The sequence below is a fragment of the Yoonia maricola genome, assembly GCF_002797915.1.
Lineage (GTDB): Bacteria > Pseudomonadota > Alphaproteobacteria > Rhodobacterales > Rhodobacteraceae > Yoonia > Yoonia maricola.
Genome location: NZ_PGTY01000001.1, coordinates 154,589 through 166,926 on the forward strand (window position 1 = coordinate 154,589; position 12,338 = coordinate 166,926).

General features: G+C 55.2%; 13 protein-coding genes. 3 read left to right on the forward strand and 10 right to left on the reverse strand.

What is annotated here, in order from left to right:
• Window positions 1-7 precede the first annotated feature (7 nt).
• From cobT to cobS, 5 genes are all read right to left on the reverse strand, one after another.
• Window positions 8-1,888 carry a cobaltochelatase subunit CobT gene (cobT, locus tag BC777_RS00835; protein WP_100366283.1) on the reverse strand — a complete coding sequence of 627 codons (1,881 nt, stop codon included), beginning with the start codon at window positions 1,886-1,888 and terminating at the stop codon, window positions 8-10.
• Window positions 1,885-2,301, reverse strand: coding sequence for a hypothetical protein (locus BC777_RS00840; protein WP_100366284.1), 417 nt, complete (start codon window positions 2,299-2,301; stop codon window positions 1,885-1,887). The genes cobT and BC777_RS00840 overlap by 4 nt, the downstream gene beginning before the upstream one ends.
• A gap of 67 nt (window positions 2,302-2,368) precedes the next feature.
• On the reverse strand, window positions 2,369-2,734 hold the full coding sequence (locus tag BC777_RS00845) for a hypothetical protein (RefSeq protein WP_100366285.1): 366 nt from the start codon (window positions 2,732-2,734) through the stop codon (window positions 2,369-2,371).
• 91 nt (window positions 2,735-2,825) lie between these two features.
• Complete coding sequence (locus tag BC777_RS00850) at window positions 2,826-3,215, reverse strand: hypothetical protein (protein WP_100366286.1); 390 nt, start codon at window positions 3,213-3,215, stop codon at window positions 2,826-2,828.
• Window positions 3,216-3,313: 98 nt separating this feature from the next.
• Complete coding sequence (cobS, locus tag BC777_RS00855; protein WP_100366287.1) at window positions 3,314-4,300, reverse strand: cobaltochelatase subunit CobS; 987 nt, start codon at window positions 4,298-4,300, stop codon at window positions 3,314-3,316.
• A 470-nt stretch (window positions 4,301-4,770) separates the two neighbouring features.
• Between cobS and BC777_RS00860 the strand changes: the two genes are divergently transcribed.
• Window positions 4,771-5,298, forward strand: a complete 528-nt coding sequence (locus BC777_RS00860; protein WP_168769034.1) for a hypothetical protein — start codon at window positions 4,771-4,773, stop codon at window positions 5,296-5,298.
• A 47-nt stretch (window positions 5,299-5,345) separates the two neighbouring features.
• Here BC777_RS00860 and BC777_RS00865 read toward each other — a convergent pair whose 3' ends face one another.
• Window positions 5,346-5,981: a DnaJ domain-containing protein gene (locus BC777_RS00865; RefSeq protein ID WP_100366289.1), complete on the reverse strand. Its 636-nt coding sequence runs from the start codon at window positions 5,979-5,981 to the stop codon at window positions 5,346-5,348.
• A 78-nt stretch (window positions 5,982-6,059) separates the two neighbouring features.
• On the opposite strand from BC777_RS00865, the gene BC777_RS00870 reads away from it, so the two are divergent.
• Window positions 6,060-6,311: a BolA family protein gene (locus BC777_RS00870; RefSeq protein WP_100366290.1), complete on the forward strand. Its 252-nt coding sequence runs from the start codon at window positions 6,060-6,062 to the stop codon at window positions 6,309-6,311.
• Here BC777_RS00870 and BC777_RS19480 read toward each other — a convergent pair whose 3' ends face one another.
• From BC777_RS19480 to pepN, 4 genes are all read right to left on the reverse strand, one after another.
• Complete coding sequence (locus BC777_RS19480; RefSeq protein ID WP_245834095.1) at window positions 6,312-6,725, reverse strand: DUF4177 domain-containing protein; 414 nt, start codon at window positions 6,723-6,725, stop codon at window positions 6,312-6,314.
• Between the two features lie 74 nt (window positions 6,726-6,799).
• Window positions 6,800-8,311, reverse strand: a complete 1,512-nt coding sequence (gene gatB / locus BC777_RS00880; protein ID WP_100366291.1) for an Asp-tRNA(Asn)/Glu-tRNA(Gln) amidotransferase subunit GatB — start codon at window positions 8,309-8,311, stop codon at window positions 6,800-6,802.
• A 74-nt stretch (window positions 8,312-8,385) separates the two neighbouring features.
• The gene (locus BC777_RS00885) at window positions 8,386-9,255 is read right to left on the reverse strand and encodes a lysophospholipid acyltransferase family protein (protein WP_100366292.1); all 870 of its coding nucleotides are present in this window, start codon (window positions 9,253-9,255) and stop codon (window positions 8,386-8,388) included.
• A gap of 102 nt (window positions 9,256-9,357) precedes the next feature.
• Window positions 9,358-11,958: an aminopeptidase N gene (gene pepN / locus BC777_RS00890; protein ID WP_100366293.1), complete on the reverse strand. Its 2,601-nt coding sequence runs from the start codon at window positions 11,956-11,958 to the stop codon at window positions 9,358-9,360.
• Window positions 11,959-12,108: 150 nt separating this feature from the next.
• Between pepN and BC777_RS00895 the strand changes: the two genes are divergently transcribed.
• Window positions 12,109-12,273: a DUF2256 domain-containing protein gene (locus BC777_RS00895; protein ID WP_311135463.1), complete on the forward strand. Its 165-nt coding sequence runs from the start codon at window positions 12,109-12,111 to the stop codon at window positions 12,271-12,273.
• The last annotated feature ends 65 nt before the right edge of the window (window positions 12,274-12,338 follow it).

The window sequence follows — 12,338 nt, forward strand, 5'->3', positions numbered from 1 at the left end:
CACGGGGTTAACCCGCTTTGCGCATTCCCATGACACGGGCGCGTTTACGCGGATCGCTGTCAAAAAGACTGGCTAATTGTTCTGTCATCGCACCGGCCAGTTGTTCAACATCCGTAATCGTTACCGCACGCTCATAATATCGGGTCACGTCATGGCCAATCCCAATGGCGACCAGTTCAACGGCCTTGCGTCTTTCGACCATGGCAATCACATCGCGCAGGTGTTTTTCCAGATAATTGGCCGGGTTCACCGATAAAGTTGAATCGTCCACTGGCGCGCCGTCCGAAATCACCATCAGGATTTTGCGCTGCTCCTGTCGGCCCACGATCCGGCGGTGCGCCCATTCCAGCGCTTCACCGTCGATGTTTTCCTTCAACAGACCCTCTTTCATCATCAGCCCCAGATTGGGCCGGGTCCGTCGCCAAGGCGCATCCGCTGATTTATAAATAATATGCCGCAGGTCGTTCAAACGTCCCGGCGTTGCCTCGCGCCCCGCTGCCAGCCATTTTTCACGCGCTTGGCCACCTTTCCACGCTTTGGTGGTAAAGCCCAAAATCTCGACCTTCACGTCGCAGCGTTCCAACGTGCGGGCCATGACATCGGCACAGATCGCCGCAATGGAAATCGGACGGCCCCGCATGGAACCAGAGTTGTCCAAAAGCAGGGTGACGACCGTATCCCGGAAATCAGTATCTTTTTCGACCTTGAAAGACAGCGGCGTGGTGGGCGAAGCCACGATACGGGCCAGACGGCCTGCATCAAGGATGCCTTCTTCGCGGTCAAACTCCCAAGACCGGTTCTGCTGAGCCTGCAAACGGCGCTGCAGTTTGTTGGCCAGCCGAGAGACAGCGCCCTTTAGCGGTTCTAACTGTTGGTCGAGGTAAGCACGCAAGCGCTCCAACTCGACGGGTTCGGCCAAATCCTCGGCCGAAATCTCTTCGTCAAACTCTGTGGTGGACACTTTATAATCCGGATCAGCATCCGAAATCGGCTGCGGGGCAGGCGGCTCCAAAGGCGCTTCACCTTCGGGCATCTCGGCCTCTTCGCCCATTTCCGCATCAGCCTGATCATCCATGCTGACTTGGGCCTGGCTCGCGTCCTGTTGTTCTTCCTGAGACTGCTCTGGCGTGCCTTCGGCCTCATCGCCTTCGCTGTCGTCTTCGCCGGTGCTATCAGGCTCTTCCTGATCATCGTCTGAGCCTTCTTCGGCTTCATCCTCTTGATCATCGTCAAGGTTGTCAGGGTCATCCCCCAATTGATCACCATAACCCATGTCGCTGATCAACTGGCGCGCAAATTTCGCGAAAGCCTGCTGGTCGTTCAACGTATCGGTGAGGTTTTCCAAAGTCCCGCCGCAATGATCCTCGATAAATCCGCGCCACAGCTCCATGACGTTTTCAGCGCCTTTGGGCAGGTCGCGACCCGTGGCCATATGGCGAATGAGATAACCGGCAGCCACGGCCAAAGGCGCGTCGGACGCTTGGCTGATCTGGTCATAGCCTTTGCGCATAGCCTCGGTGCCGATTTTGGCATCGATATTACCTGCGGTGCCGGGCATGTATTGGGCGCCAACGGCCTCAATCCGGGCGGTCTCCATCGCCTCGTACAGGTCCTGCGCCATCTGGCCTTGCGGCATATAGCGAGCGGATACTTTGGGATCGTGAAATTTGTGGCGCAGTGCGAATGCATCAGCCGTACCGCGGGCTAAGAGCACTTCGTCCTTCGTCATGCGGCGCGATACTTGGGGCAGGCGGATCGTGTCAGAGGTCTGGCCTGCAGGATCGACCGAATAGGTAACCGCCAATTCGGGGTCATCCGCCATAACCTTGGTGGCTTCTGCCAATGCCTTTTTGAAAGGATCGGCTGGGTTGTCGGTTGGTTTGTTCATTCCATCACGCTCCGCAACAGATCAGAGCAGACCTGACAAATGGCGTCTTCGGCGCAAAGAGGGGCTTGGCCGGTCATCGGTGCGAGCCCTGCAAAATAGATCATGGTATCTTCGATCATCTGGTCGCGCGCGGCGTCTCGGCTTTGACGTGATCCTTCCAGGTAATATGGCTCGGCCTGTAACAACCCTGAGGATCGCTGGCGCGTCGGATTGGCTGTCTCATACGCATCGAGCAACACGTTTGCACGCCGTTCCATGCCGTCAATGTATCCGGTATCAGCCCCGACCGCTTTGCCCCAGGTTGCCCGTGCTTCAAAATGGGCAGAGCAAGACAGAACCTCGCTATCTGCATCAGCAAATGCGGATGTGCCGTTGAGTGCCACGAGCAAGGCAAATGTGATCTTGAGTTGCATGCACAATCCTTCTGCGATCTGCATGTCAAACTAGAACTGATACACCCCATTGGCCAGAGGCACCGGCTTACTCTTCTGCGAATTCTGGCTCTTCAAAGGAGATGCCCGCCTCCGGTGCGATCTCGAACGGGTTTTCGGCAAGCTGGTGGAGTGTGTTCAACTGGGCCGCACCGGGCAGGATTGCACCCGTTTCGTCAACAAACGCAAGGCGTGGACGGAAAATCTTGCCGCCCAGTTCAATCTCACCTTCATCAAAGAGATAGGCCAGCTCGGTCACAATGCCTTCGACATTGGCCTTGGCGACCTCTTCGGTCATGTTTTCTGCAAAAATCGGCAACAGGGCGTGGGCCATCAAAGTCGCGGCTGTTTCTGCCAGATCTTGATGGTTGACCACGTAATCATCAGGCAGGGGGGTACCAATCTTCATTTTCATGGGTCTGCTCCGGTCCAATCGTTTTTCTGCATCATGGGTAGAAAACAGACAACATTAAGACAACCCCATGTTTTCTTTAAACTTGTTGTAACTAGCTTAAAAGCAGTCCGGTACAGGCCCTTTCGAAACGTTGCGCCTGCGCAAGCGCCCATGCGGCATCATCGGCGTCTGCGTTGAACGTCGCGCGGGTCAGCAAGGCAGATTGCGCCAGTTTCGCAGAGATGCGCCAATGCAACACTTCGCGCCCACGATCGGGTGGCATCGTCGCCTCAACCAGATCAATCACGGCTGCACGGTGGCGTTTGGTCTGTTCGGAAGCTGCGCCATCAAACATCCACTGATATTCCATCACAGCCGAAAGACGTCCTGCGCAATCCGCAAAAGTCCGTAATTGCTGTTCAGGATCAAAGGTTTGCGCGGAGGTCGTTTGGCCGCTGAGCACTGCCAACGTAAAAGTAATGGACCGCACAATTGTCTTCATACCGCTCATATATCAAGCATGGCGGTAAATTTTTCGCCTATCAATCAGGCATTTTGAAAACTTTTTATTTTGTAAGGTGGGTCACGACCCACCTTGTGTCACCCCAAGCTGAGGCTCGCCGCACTCTCTGGCAGCTCTTCGTCAAAGCACCGCTGGTAGAATTCTGCGACTGTCTGGCGTTCCAGTTCATCACATTTGTTCAGAAAGGACAGGCGGAAGGCATAGCCTACGTCTTGGAAAATGCGTGTGTTCTCGGCCCAAGCCAGCACTGTTCTGGGGGACATGACAGTTGACAGATCGCCATTCATGAATGCGGTGCGGGTCAGGTCGGCGACTGTCACCATTTGGCTGATCTGCTTGCGTCCGCTTTCGGTGTTGAAATGCGGCGACTTGGACAGAATGATCGCAGCCTCTGCATCATGGCTGAGGTAGTTCAGCGTCGCGACAAGCGACCAACGGTCCATCTGCGCTTGGTTAATCTGCTGCGTGCCGTGGTAAAGGCCGGTTGTATCGCCCAAGCCAACGGTATTCGCGGTCGCAAACAAGCGGAAGTAGGGGTTTGGCGTAATAATCTCGTTCTGGTCCATCAACGTCAGCTTACCGTCGGCTTCCAGCACCCGTTGGATCACGAACATTACGTCGGCGCGGCCTGCATCATATTCGTCAAAGACGATGGCCACGGGATTGCGCAGTGCCCAAGGCAGGATGCCTTCGTGAAATTCAGTCACCTGCACGCCATCACGCAGCTTGATCGCATCCTTGCCGATCAGATCAATCCGGCTGATGTGGCTGTCAAGGTTCACACGCACCGCAGGCCAGTTCAAACGGGCAGCGACCTGTTCAATATGGGTGGATTTACCCGTGCCGTGATACCCTTGGATCATGACGCGACGGTTATAGCCGAAGCCCGCAAGAATTGCCAAAGTCGTATCAGGATCAAACTTGTAGGTGCTGTCAATCTCAGGCACGCGATCGGACCGGTCAGCGAAGCCCTTGATCTTCATGTCGCTGTCGATACCAAAGACTTCACGGACCGAAATCTCTTCGGTTGGTTTTGCTTGCATGTCCGTCATACCGTCCGCCATCTTTGGTGCCTTTTTGTCGTGAAATCGCCTACAGAGTGGGGATGCAACATAAAGCGCGGCGCTGCAAGGGAAAGGGCCGTTTGGTATGGTCGTTCTGGATCTATTGGATTGAGGGCGCCTGATCAGCGTTATGCGTGACGCAATAAAAGGCGCTGATGCGTTGATTCGATCCGTAGGATGCCAATGCGGTAAAATGTCGAGCACTTCCTAAACGGAAGGTTAACAGATGAGTCATGCTGCGTTCACGTAGGTTTCCAGAAGTGAAAGAAAGGCAAGTATTTCTGCGGTTTGTTCGCCAATAGGCGATAAAATGCCGATTTGTTCTTGAGATATGGTCTAATTTATGGCAAATTCATCTTGGTCGAAATGTTATCGATGACAGCATTTTTGTGGGGGCAACCGGTACTGCTGCCGTATAAATGTTTACCGTATAAAGAGTATTAGTGGGGGTTAACGCGATGTTTGAGCGGTTGACACAAAAGTTATATTTAACGAAGGGCGAAAAAGCCTATCTGCTTGGTTATGTCGTGGTTGTGCTGACGGCGCCAATTGTTGCCATATTGGTAATGGCTGGCTTGGCGGCACCTTACACATTGGTCATTGAACCAACGAACTATCTGTATTGGGTTGCAATCTCCGGCGCGATCAGTGCGGGGGTTGGCCTGTACCTTGCCCGCGGGTGGATGGGAAATGCTGGGCCTTTGGGTGCTGCCCGTGCGATTGTCGGCAGCGCTGCCGTGACGCTGATTGCCGCAGTCATTGGTGGCACATTGACAGTGCCGTTTGACGGTACGTTACAGGCCCCGCTGATCGTGACGTCTGCTTTCATCGCGAAGCCATGGTTGGCAGCGATCTGGTTCGCTGCGACTTTCGGCGCACATTACCTGATGTCATTTCTGGAAGAAGAGCGGGCATTTGGGATTGGCAGAGAAGCGCATCGCAGTGCCACATCACAACTGAGCAGATTGTCACGTGCGCAGCTTTACCATCGCGACTAAGCCGATAGTGAACGTCAGAGAATTGTAAAAGGCGCCTTCGGGCGCCTTTAGTCTTTGTCGCGGAAGTTACGGCTGACCTTGATTTGATCCCAGGCCCAAACAACCTCTGATAACTGTTCTTCCTGGCTGCGGTCGCCGCCGTTCATATCGGGGTGCAGCACTTTGATCAGCGCCTTGTAAGCTTTGCGAATCTCTTGCTTGGACATGTTGTCCTTGGCTTCCAGAATTTCGACAGCGCGGCGCTCGGTCGGCGGCAGCTTACGGCCTGTCGCCGCACCACGGCCCGGATTGCGGGTCGCGTTCTCGCCCAATACCTGATGCGCATCATCGACCCCAAGGCGCGCCCATGCGGCCTCTTCCACAGTGCGTTTGAACGGCTTTGTGGGGCGTTCCCACACGCGGTCACTGTCCATCTGCGCGGCAAGCTCTGCCTCTGATGTGCTGTCAAAGAAGTTCCATTTCAGATTGTACTCGCGCACGTGCTGCTGGCAGAACCAAAAGAAATCATCCAGCACGTCAGGTGATTTCGGTGCGCGGTACTTGCCTGCCTCCTGACAACCTTCATGGTCGCAAACCCGCGTTGACGTTTCGGACGCGCCGGACATCCCACGCCGCCCGCGTGGGTTCTTTTTCTTCGAACTCGACACGGACATGTCGAAACCAAAGGGATCATCTTTCTTCATGGAGCGCGTTACCTTTCAGAGTCGGAGACGATACAATAAACTCTGGAACCAGAGATTGAAGAGGGCAGATGGAAAATAATGACACTTGAAACGGAAATTCGTGACGCTTTGGGCAGCCTTTCGCCACAGCACCTCGATGTGATCAATGAAAGTGCGTTGCACGCAGGCCATTCTGGCGATGACGGCTCAGGCGAAAGCCACTGGCGGATCGTGATCAAGGCCGCGTCTTTGGACGATATGTCGCGCATCGCGCGTCACCGTGCGATCCACACAGCCTTGGGCACAGATATTATTGGGCGCATCCACGCCCTTGCTATTGATATTCAGTAGTTATTCGGCAGCAAAGTCGGGCGAAGGCCCCTGCTTTTTCTCAGGCGCTGGCTGGGCTTGGCTGACAGGTGCCGCAGGCGCTGCCGTTGCCACGATTTTCTTCTGGACCATCGGTTCTTGCGCGGCCACCGGGCGAGGGGCAGCTACAGGGGGGCGCGGCGGTTGCTGCGTGGCCTTCGCAGCCACTTTGGTGCGGCGGAAGACCAGCATGTTTTGGAACACAGTCGTTTTGCCCATCAAGCCTTCGCGTTGCTCGCAGGGGAGCGTGTCTGCGCGTAGGTATTCCCACCCATCGGACGACAGTTCGTTCATGGCAGTTTCCAATGCATGCGCAAAGCGATCCTCGGAGGTCTTGATACCTTTCGCTTTCAGCCCACGCGCTGGCGCAGGTACGACTTTATACTCATAGCTCATGACTTGACCCTCATTCCACCGGATGTGGTGTATCAAATTGGCGCCATTGTGCCAATCTATTCTATACGCGTGGGTTAAAGCCCCAGTTTGGCTGACACAATCTGGTTGACTGCCGCAGGGTTTGCCTTGCCGCCGGTTGCTTTCATCACCTGACCCACGAACCAGCCAACCAGCTTCGGATTGGCCTGCGCTTTTTCCACTTGTGCGGGGTTGGCGGCGATGATTTCGTCTACCGCCGTCTCAATAGCGCCGGTGTCTGTGACCTGCTTCATGCCTTCGGTTTCGACAATCTCTGCTGGGTCGCGGCCTGTTGTGTAGCATATCTCGAAGACATCTTTGGCGATCTTGCCGTTGATGTCGCCTGCCTTGATCAGCCCGATCAATTCGCCTAGTTGGCTGGCCGCTACAGGGCTTTCCTCAATGCTGTGATCTTCTTTTTTGAGCCGCCCAAAGAGTTCGTTGATGACCCAGTTTGCAGCCAGTTTGCCGTCGCGGCCTTCGGCAACCTTTTCGAAATATGCGGCATTGACCACCTCTGCGGTCAGAACAGAGGCATCATAGTCGGAAAGGCCGAAGTCAGCGATAAAGCGCGCTTTCTTTTGGTCGGGCAGTTCGGGCAGGGACGCTTTGATGTCATCGACCCAAGCCTGCTCAATCTCCAACGGCAGCAGGTCAGGATCAGGGAAGTAGCGGTAATCATGCGCCTCTTCCTTGGACCGCATCGAGCGGGTTTCGTTCTTGTCCGGATCATAGAGACGTGTTTCCTGTACAACCTCTTGCCCGTCCTCAATCAGGGCGATCTGCCGGCGCGCCTCATGATCGATCGCCATTTGGATAAAGCGCATCGAGTTCATGTTCTTGATCTCGCAGCGGGTGCCGAGGTGGCTGAAATCTTGCGTTTCCCAGTATTTCTCATAATCGCCGGGACGGCAGACAGATACGTTCACATCCGCCCGCAGGTTGCCATTTTGCATGTTGCCGTCGCACGTGCCTAAGTAACGCAGGATTTGGCGCAGTTTCAGCACATATGCTGCTGCTTCCTCTGGTCCGCGAATGTCGGGACGGCTGACGATTTCCATCAGTGCCACGCCCGTGCGGTTCAGGTCGACAAAAGACATTGCTGGGTCCATGTCGTGGATGGACTTACCCGCATCTTGTTCAAGATGGATACGTTCAATGCGTACATTGCGCGCCTCGCCATTGCCCATCTCGACCAGCACTTCGCCTTCGCCGACAATGGGATGATATAGCTGAGAAATCTGATAACCCTGTGGCAGGTCAGGGTAGAAATAGTTCTTACGATCAAAGGCAGAGACCAAGTTGATCTCGGCATTCAGACCCAGCCCAGTCTTGACAGCCTGCGCCACACAGCCTTCGTTGATCACGGGTAGCATGCCGGGCATTCCCGCATCCACGAATGCCACGTTGCTGTTTGGCTCTGCGCCAAAGAGCGTGGATGCGCCAGAAAACAGCTTGGCGTTCGTCGCCACCTGCGCGTGCACCTCAAGACCGATCACCAGTTCCCAATCACTGGTCGCACCACTGATCACTTTGGGGGCAGGGGCTGTATAGGCGAGGTCGAGCATCAGGTGCATCCTTTTGTCTGGCTTGGCCTTCGTTTAAAAGAAGGCGCTGCCAGCTTCAAGGGAACATGCACGCCCTATTTCGCAGGTGCGGTGCGGGCCAAGGCGCGGGATGTTGAGACGAGGTTGACGGTCGGGGCGTGCTTACCACCCAAGGCAAGCGTCGCGCGGCGCAGCATTGCGATGCCTTCTTCGGAATTGCGTGGGATTGATGCTGCCGAAATCGGTTCACCTACGGTCACGCGGAAGGGTTGGCGTGCTTTGTTCAGCGTCTCATGAAACAGGGTGATGTCCCGCAGCGTCGGGTGGATCAGATCAAAAAGATAGAACAGGGCCGAGTTCCGCGCCTGAATGTTCACCGGGATCACAGGTAGATCGAATTTGCGTGCCAGCATCGCGGCGGATGCCATCCAGGGCCGCTCATGCAGATGCAGACCACGCCGTTTGGCCAAGCGCCCCGACGGGAAAATCACACCAAGGCGTCCTGCGTCGGTCGCTTTGCGCACATAGGCCATGGTTTCGCGGGTCTTGGCATGGCTGCGCTGTTCTTTGCGCCACTCGACAGGGGCGATCATCGTATCCATTTGAGGAAACACCCGCAGGATATCGCGATTGGCAAAGAAATAGGCATCAGGGCGGGCGGCTGCGATCAAACCGTTCAGGATAATCCCATCGGCAATGCCGGTCGGGTGGTTGGCGACAATCAGCGCCGGACCGTGTGCGGGGATATGCCCCAAACCAGTGGCCTCGACCATATGTGACAACTTTTTTGCCATCGTGCCCATGATCTGATCAGAGGGGGCGTGTTCCAATGATTTGGCAATATGAACGGTGGTATCATATCCCAAAAGGCGGTGCAGGCACCTTTTGGCGATACGGGTGCCGGGGCGATCACTGTAAAGCCACGGGGCGCGTTCAGCGATCAGCGGGTCAATGCGATATTCCATAGCGCATCAATGCGCAGCGATGCGTAACGGTTCCACGACAGAATGATGACAGCTTGATAACGGCAAAAGCTTGCGGCAATGGGTGCGATCTTTCGGCAAAGATCAGCCCAAGATGCGGGTCACCATCTCTTTGGTATCACGGGACAGTCCTGGGGTTTGTGCGATTCGGGTGAGAGCCGCACGCATTTTGCCTTGACGATCAGTATCATAGCGTTGCCATGTCTCAAAAGAGGCCGTCATACGGGCCGTTGTCTGCGGGTTCAGCTTATCAAGCTTGATCAGCCAGTCCGCCAACAGCGCATATGCCGTGCCAGAGCTTTGGTGGAAACCGGCCGTGTTGCCCTTCAAAGCACCAAAGACTGAGCGAAAGCGATTGGGGTTCTTGATATCGAAAGCCGGGTGTTCCGTCAGGCGCTGGGCCGTGTCCGCTGCGGCTTCTGGGGCGGCGAGGCTGACCTGCAATGCAAACCACTTGTCCATGACCAGCCTGTCATGCTGCCATTGGGCCTCGAAAGCAGCCAACGCATCCTGTCCTTTGCTGATCTGCAACAAAGCCCGTAACGCCGCCAATTGCTGGGTCATGTTGTCAGCATTGGCGAATTGTAGGGTGGCTTGCTTGCCGCCATCCAGTTTGCTGATCAGGGCCAACGCGGCATTCCCCAACGCGCGTTTGCCCGCAGGTTCTGCATCGGGGGTATAGGGACCGGTCACCGCCATATCTGCATAAATCCGTGGTAGCGTATCTTGCAGGTGCTGCGCGATATGCAGCTTTAGTGTTTCATGTGCCCGGTTGATCATTGTGGGGTCTGGCGTATCGCCGTCATCAAACAGCGCTTGTGCGGTGTCTTCTTCGCTGGGTAGGCGCAATACAAGTGCGCGGAAGGCCGGGTCGAGCGTGTCATCGCGTAGCACCGCCGCCAGCCCATCAAGGAATGCCGCATCGGGCGTTGCATCGTAACGCACCATCAGCATCAGCACGTCTTGGGCCAGCATGCGGCCTGCGTCCCATCGGTTGAATGGATCAGTATCATGGGCCAGAAGAAAGGCCCGCTCTGTGTTGGTTTTGTCGTGGGTGACGATCACAGGGGCAGAAAAGTTGCGCAGGATTGAGGGGATGGGTTTGCTGGCAAGGCCGTCGAAGGTAAATGTCTGCTCTGCCTCCGTCAGTTCTAACACGGTCGTTGGCAGAACTTCGGCACCGTTTTCATCCAGCAGACCAATCGCGACAGGGATCAACAAAGGTTCCTTCACGTTCTGTTCCGGTGTGGCCGGTGTCGCTTGCTGCAGATGCAGATGGTAGATGCCATCCACGTATTCATCACGAACCGTCAGACGTGGTGTGCCTGCTTGCGCATACCACTTTTTGAACTGTGACAGATCGCGCCCTGTGGTGTCAGTGAACACTTGTAACCAGTTCTCGATCGTGGCTGCATCCCCGTCATGCCGTGTGAAATAGAGATCAAGCGCTTTGGTATAGGCATCATCGCCGACCAACAGCTTGAGCATGCCAATGACCTCAGCCCCTTTTTCATAGACTGTTGCGGTGTAGAAATTGTTGATCTCGACAAAGCTTTCCGGCCGTACCGGGTGCGCTAGTGGGCCGTTGTCTTCGCGGAACTGATAAGCGCGTAGAACTATGGCATCGTCGATACGTTTAACCGCTTGGCTGCGTATATCGCTGGTGAATTGCTGATCGCGGAACACGGTCAGGCCTTCTTTGAGACACAGCTGAAACCAATCACGGCAAGTGATCCGGTTGCCGGTCCAGTTGTGGAAGTACTCATGGGCGATAATCCCCTCAATCCGTTCAAAATCCGTATCAGTGGCGGTTTCGGACGAAGCGAGGACGGCGGAGGCGTTAAAAATATTCAGGCCTTTGTTTTCCATTGCACCTGCGTTGAAATCATCGACCGCAACGATATTGAACAGGTCCAGATCATATTCCCGGCCATAGACCTGTTCATCCCATGTCATGGATTTCTTGAGCGCTTGCATCCCGAAGGCGCATTTTGCCTCATCGGCGCCGGGGCGAACCCAAATATTCAGGTCAACGTCGCGGCCAGAGCGGGTTGTGAAAGTATCAGAGTGAGCGACAAGATCGCCCGCGACCAATGCGAAAAGATAGGCAGGCTTGGGCCATGGATCATGCCATTCGGCCCAACCTTCACCCGCGCCTGTCGCATTGCCATTCGACAGCAGGACAGGATGTGGACCATCGCCGGATATTTTTTGGCCATTCGACAAAGTAGCAGGCTGACCACTTTCGATACGAACTGTGAATTTGGCCATAACATCAGGGCGATCCGGATAGTATGTGATCCTGCGAAACCCTTCGGCTTCACATTGGGTGCAGTACATACCACCCGACATATAAAGTCCCTCCAGCGCTGTATTTGCCGATGGATTTATTTCAACTTCGGCCTCCCAGATAAACGCTTCGGTCGGCGCGCTTGCCGTCAGTATCCCGTCTGTTACAAATGGTTTCCAGTCCTGCCCGTCGATCCGGGCCCAGAGCAGGGTCAGTTCTTCGCCATGCAGTTCAAAGCGTCCGTCCTGCACATCAGGGTTCTTGCGAAATGCGATGCGCGAGATGACATGCGTTTTTGTTGGATGCAGGTGAAACGTCAGATGCACGTCATCAACCAAATACGCCGGTGGCTGATAGTCGGCAAGATAGATGGTGTCCGGCGCTGCATCTGGCATGGGATGATCCTTTTATGGCTGACCATAGGGTAAGTCGGGGGAGCGTCATGCGCCACTGCCAATGCGGGGCGTGCCAGACTCTTACAACGATTTTGGGTCAAAGTTTTTGAAAAACGTCGTCATCGCCATATTTTGCGTTTCATGCCAAGGATGCGCCGTAAAGCCGATCTGCCCCAGAAAACCTGCTCTACCTGTGGCCGTCCTTTTGCATGGCGTAAGAAGTGGGCGAAGGTCTGGGATGAGGTGCGCTATTGTTCAGAGCGCTGCAAATCTCGGCGCAAGACAGCTGCGACTGACCCATCACAGACAAAATGAACCACAGTTTGTTGCCTATCGGAAACATTCACACTAACTCCTGTGCGACGCAGCTTTCGTGTGCT

Excerpts from the sequence above, each read along its gene's own strand:
- cobT (WP_100366283.1), bottom strand. The coding sequence starts at position 1,888 with ATGAACAAACCAACCGACAACCCAGCCGATCCTTTCAAAAAGGCATTG.
- BC777_RS00840 (WP_100366284.1), bottom strand. The coding sequence starts at position 2,301 with ATGCAACTCAAGATCACATTTGCCTTGCTCGTGGCACTCAACGGCACA.
- BC777_RS00845 (WP_100366285.1), bottom strand. The coding sequence starts at position 2,734 with ATGAAAATGAAGATTGGTACCCCCCTGCCTGATGATTACGTGGTCAAC.
- BC777_RS00850 (WP_100366286.1), bottom strand. The coding sequence starts at position 3,215 with ATGAAGACAATTGTGCGGTCCATTACTTTTACGTTGGCAGTGCTCAGC.
- cobS (WP_100366287.1), bottom strand. The coding sequence starts at position 4,300 with ATGGCGGACGGTATGACGGACATGCAAGCAAAACCAACCGAAGAGATT.
- BC777_RS00865 (WP_100366289.1), bottom strand. The coding sequence starts at position 5,981 with ATGAAGAAAGATGATCCCTTTGGTTTCGACATGTCCGTGTCGAGTTCG.
- BC777_RS00870 (WP_100366290.1), top strand. The coding sequence starts at position 6,060 with ATGACACTTGAAACGGAAATTCGTGACGCTTTGGGCAGCCTTTCGCCA.
- BC777_RS19480 (WP_245834095.1), bottom strand. The coding sequence starts at position 6,725 with ATGAGCTATGAGTATAAAGTCGTACCTGCGCCAGCGCGTGGGCTGAAA.
- gatB (WP_100366291.1), bottom strand. The coding sequence starts at position 8,311 with ATGCTCGACCTCGCCTATACAGCCCCTGCCCCCAAAGTGATCAGTGGT.
- BC777_RS00885 (WP_100366292.1), bottom strand. The coding sequence starts at position 9,255 with ATGGAATATCGCATTGACCCGCTGATCGCTGAACGCGCCCCGTGGCTT.
- pepN (WP_100366293.1), bottom strand. The coding sequence starts at position 11,958 with ATGCCAGATGCAGCGCCGGACACCATCTATCTTGCCGACTATCAGCCA.
- BC777_RS00895 (WP_311135463.1), top strand. The coding sequence starts at position 12,109 with ATGCGCCGTAAAGCCGATCTGCCCCAGAAAACCTGCTCTACCTGTGGC.